4 protein-coding genes and 2 pseudogenes are annotated in these 4,446 nt (G+C 68.1%); 4 read left to right on the forward strand and 2 right to left on the reverse strand.

Going from position 1 to position 4,446, the window contains the following annotated elements:
• Positions 1-171: pseudogene (locus ACEU5R_RS31765) on the reverse strand (Tim44 domain-containing protein); the annotation flags it as partial.
• Between the two features lie 156 nt (positions 172-327).
• Positions 328-1,104, reverse strand: a complete 777-nt coding sequence (ubiE, locus tag ACEU5R_RS31770) for a bifunctional demethylmenaquinone methyltransferase/2-methoxy-6-polyprenyl-1,4-benzoquinol methylase UbiE (protein WP_103272228.1) — start codon at positions 1,102-1,104, stop codon at positions 328-330.
• 164 nt (positions 1,105-1,268) lie between these two features.
• Here ubiE and phoB point away from each other — a divergent pair, with 164 nt between their 5' ends.
• The 4 genes and pseudogenes from phoB to ACEU5R_RS31790 form a co-directional block, all read left to right on the forward strand.
• Complete coding sequence (gene phoB / locus ACEU5R_RS31775; RefSeq protein WP_103272227.1) at positions 1,269-1,967, forward strand: phosphate regulon transcriptional regulator PhoB; 699 nt, start codon at positions 1,269-1,271, stop codon at positions 1,965-1,967.
• Positions 1,968-1,981: 14 nt separating this feature from the next.
• Complete coding sequence (gene phoR, locus ACEU5R_RS31780; protein ID WP_103272226.1) at positions 1,982-3,289, forward strand: phosphate regulon sensor histidine kinase PhoR; 1,308 nt, start codon at positions 1,982-1,984, stop codon at positions 3,287-3,289.
• Between the two features lie 50 nt (positions 3,290-3,339).
• On the forward strand, positions 3,340-4,014 hold the full coding sequence (locus ACEU5R_RS31785; protein WP_392413878.1) for a heavy metal response regulator transcription factor: 675 nt from the start codon (positions 3,340-3,342) through the stop codon (positions 4,012-4,014).
• Positions 4,011-4,446, forward strand: a pseudogene (locus tag ACEU5R_RS31790) (hypothetical protein); the annotation flags it as partial. The gene ACEU5R_RS31785 and the pseudogene ACEU5R_RS31790, both read left to right, overlap by 4 nt.

The raw sequence follows: 4,446 nt of genomic DNA on the forward strand, positions 1-4,446 counted from the left end.
CGGCGGCGTGGTGGCCTGGCGCTGCTGGGTCACGTTGCTGGACTGACGGCCCACGCTGCTGCCGCCGCCAGCGCGGCGCGCCTCGGCGTCAAACGAAGCCGTCACCAGCGCCGCGCCGGAAACGGCGATCAGCGCTGCGGCGAAAAACCGCGAAAGACAGAATTTGGTCATGGTTGGTGTGCTCCTCGTACTCGCGAAGGCGGCGCCCCGTAGCGCCGCACCCGCGAATTTTCCTTACAACAATCTGAATTGCATAAGAATAACGGACAAGATCCCGCCCCACAAGTTCCCTGTGGGTAAGGGGGTCGTCCGAAAAAAGTGGGGGTATCAGCCCAGGCGCACACCCTCGTGCAGCGCGGCGATGCCGGCGGTCAGATTGAAGTACTGCACGCGCTCCAGACCGGCCGTGCGCATCATGTCGGCCAGGGTTTCCTGGTCGGGATGCATGCGGATCGATTCCGCCAGGTAGCGGTAGCTGGCCTCGTCCTTGGCGACGGTCTTGCCCAACCAGGGCAATACGTTGAAAGAATACCAATCATAGACCGGCGCCAGCGGCTTGGCGATGCGGGAGAATTCCAGCACCAGCAGCTTGCCGCCCGGCTTGAGCACCCGGGTCATCTCGGCCAGCGCGCGGTCCTTGTGGGTCATGTTGCGCAGGCCGAAGGCCACGCTGACGCGGTCGAAATAGCCGGTGGGGAACGGCAGGCGCTCGGCGTCGCAGACGGCGGCCGGGACGATCTGGCCGGCGTCGGTCAGACGGTCGCGGCCCACGCGCAGCATGGAATCGTTGATGTCGGTCAGCCAGACTTCCCCGTCCGGACCGGCGCGCTTGGCGAAGGCGCGCGCCAGGTCGCCCGTGCCGCCGGCGATGTCCAGCACCTTCATGCCAGGACGGATCGCGGCGCGGCCGATGGTGAAGGCCTTCCAGACGCGGTGCAGCCCGGCCGACATGAAATCATTCATGATGTCGTAGCGCTGTGCCACGGAATGGAAGACTTCGGCGACTTTGCGGGCTTTGTCGCCTTCCGGCACGGTCTGGAAGCCGAAATGCGTGGATTGCGAGGCGGAATCCGCGGAATGTTGCGATTCGGAGGGGGTTTGCATGGTGAATTCCCGATATATCGCCCAATGGTAGCCTATCGGACGCACGGAGGCGGCCCGCCACGCGCCATACTATTGCGCTACGGTCACATACCTGAAATATTGCGGCCATACTATCGCAATGTTCGCGCCGCGCCGGCGCTCCGCATCGTGCCCAAACAGCCACCATGTCCAGCACCATTCTCGTCGTCGAAGACGAACCCGCCATCCAGGAACTGATCGCCGTCAACCTGTCCTTCGCCGGACACAAGGTGCTGCGCGCCTTCGACGCCGACCAGGCCCAGACCCTGATCCGCGCCGAGCTGCCCGACCTGATCCTGCTGGACTGGATGCTGCCCGGCACCTCCGGCCTGGCCGTCGCGCGCAAGCTGCGCAACGACGAACGCACCCGCGCCGTCCCGGTCATCATGCTCACCGCCAAGGGCTCCGAGCAGGACAAGGTCGACGGCCTGGAAGCCGGCGCCGACGACTACATCACCAAGCCCTTCTCGCCCAAGGAGCTGATGGCCCGCATCAAGGCCGTGCTGCGCCGCCGCGCGCCCCAGCTCACCGACGACGTCATCGACGTGGGCGGCCTGAAGCTGGACCCGGTCACGCACCGCCTGTCCGGCAACAGCCAGTCGCTGCAGATCGGCCCCACGGAATTCCGCCTGCTGCATTTCTTCATGACGCATCCGGAACGCGTGTTCTCGCGCTCGCAGCTGCTCGACCAGGTCTGGGGCGACCACGTGTTCGTCGAGGAACGCACCGTCGACGTCCATATCCGCCGCCTGCGCAAGGCGCTGGAGCCCAGCGGCCACGACGCCCACGTCGAAACGGTGCGAGGCAGCGGCTACCGCTTCACGGCACAGGTTCCTGCACGCTAAGACTTCCTCCCACGATGATCTGGCTGCGCACCCTTTTCCTGGTCGCCCTGTGGGCGGTCGCGGCGCTGCTGGCGCACTGGCTCATCGGAGACCCGGCAGGCTGGATCGTCTTCAGCGTCGCCATGGTCGCCATGCTGCTGTGGCGCAGCTGGCGGCTGCACCTGGTGTCCCACTGGGCCCACCATCCCGATACGTCCCCGCCGGCCTCGGTCGGCCCCTGGGACGACATCCTGGCGCCGCTGTACCGCTACACCCGCGCCCGCGCCCGTGAACTGGCCGAGACCCGCGACACCATGCAGGGCATGCTGGCCGCGGCCCAGGCCCTGCCCGACGGCGCCGTGACGCTCAATGAGGATTTCCAGATCGACTGGTGCAACCGCATGGCGCGCCAGCACCTGGGCCTGCGCCTGCCGGCCGACCGCGGCCACAACCTGCTGAACCTGCTGCGCGCGCCAGAGTTCGTCGAATACGCGCACCGCGCTTCCTGGCCCGATCCGATCCTGGTGCGGCTGGGCCAGAACGGCCAGGAACGGCTGATGATGATGCAGCTCACAGCCTACGCCAGCAACCAGCGGCTGCTGATCACGCGCGACGTCACCCAGATCGAACGGCTGGAAACCACCCGCCGCGACTTCGTCGCCAATGTCTCGCACGAGCTGCGCACGCCGCTGACGGTGCTGGCGGGCTTCCTGGAGACACTGCGCGACATGCCCGACGACGCCCTGCCCGCCGAGCAGCGCGCGCAGTACCTGGACATGATGCACGAGCAGGCCCAGCGCATGCAGGCCATCGTCGAGGACCTGCTGACCCTGTCCACGCTGGAATCCTCGCCCGGCGGCGACCCGCGGGCGGTGAACATCGGCGCGCTGCTGCAGAAGGCGCGCCAGCAGATCGAAGCCCTGTCCGGCGGACGCCACAAGCTGGAATGGCATGTGGACGAGTCCCTGGACGTGCTGGGCGCGGAGACCGAGCTGACCTCGGCGCTGTCCAACCTGCTGACCAACGCCGTGCGCTACACCCCCGACGGCGGCACCATCACCGTACGCTGGGAACGCGAGGACGACGGCGGCGCACACTACAGCGTGCAGGACACCGGCATCGGCATCCCGGCCCGCCACATCCCCCGGCTGACCGAGCGCTTCTACCGCGTGGATCGGGGCCGTTCGCGCGCCGTCGGCGGCACCGGACTGGGCTTGGCCATCACCAAGCACATCGCCATGCGGCACGACGCCGAGCTGCTGATCAGCAGCGAACCCGGCAAGGGCAGCACCTTCGCGCTGCGCTTCCCGCCCGAACGGATCGCGGTGGAAGGCAGCGTCTGATTTCGCGGCGCGCTGCGCCGCGCGCGCGGGCCGGGTGGTACATTCCGGCCATGCGCATCCTGGTCATCGAAGACGAACCCAAGCTGGCCGACTACCTGAAAAAAGGCCTGTCGGAGCAAAGCCACGTCGTGGACCTGGCCCGCGACGGCGTGGACGGCCGCCATCTCGCGCTGCAGGGCAACTACGACCTCATCATCCTGGACGTCATGCTGCCCGGCGTGGACGGCTTCGAGATCCTGGCCTCGGTGCGCGAGCACAAGGACACGCCCATCCTCATGCTGACCGCGCGCGACGCCGTCGAAGACCGCGTGCGCGGGCTGGAAGGCGGCGCCGACGACTACCTGGTCAAGCCCTTCGCCTTTTCCGAATTCCTCGCGCGGGTGCAGGCGCTGCTGCGCCGTGGCCGCGCGCAAGAGCCTTCTGTCCTGCGCCTGGCCGGCCTGGAACTCGACCTGGCCCGACGCCGCGCCCAGCGCGACGTCCGCCGCCTGGACCTGACCGCCAAGGAATTCAACCTGCTCGTGCTGCTACTGCGCCGCCAGGGCCAGGTGCTGTCGCGCACCACGCTGGCCGAGCAGGTCTGGGACATGAATTTCGACAGCGACACCAACGTCATCGACGTGGCGGTGCGCCGCCTGCGCGGCAAGCTGGACGATCCCTTCGACGCCAAGCTGCTTCATACCGTGCGCGGCATGGGCTACGTGCTGGAGTCGCGCCCCGAATGAGCGTCCGGGCCGCGACCGGCGCGTCGTCCTCGGAATCCGATCCAGGGCCGGAACCCGCGCCCGCCGGCCGGACGCGCTCCATGCAGGCGCGGCTGACGCTGCTGCTGGGCGCCATCGCGCTGCTGGTCTCCAGCCTGGCCGGCGCCACGTTGTTCTGGGCGCTCAAGCGCGAGGTCGCGCGCCAGGAGATCACCGAAGTCACCGGCAAGTTCGAGCTCATCGAGCACCTGGTCGACATGCAGCGCGGCGCGCGCGGCATGGACGAACTGGCCGCCGCGCTGGACAACATGCGCGCGGGCCACGGCCACCTGGGCATCTGGATCGAGGACAGCCGCGGCCGCCAGGTATATGGCGGCGAGCCGCCCGTCATCCTGGAACGGCTGGCGGGCAACGAAGTGGAGCTGCACGCGCCCGACGGCTCGCGCATGCGCG

The sequence above is a fragment of the Achromobacter sp. 413638 genome (assembly GCF_043119405.1).
GTDB lineage: Bacteria > Pseudomonadota > Gammaproteobacteria > Burkholderiales > Burkholderiaceae_B > Achromobacter.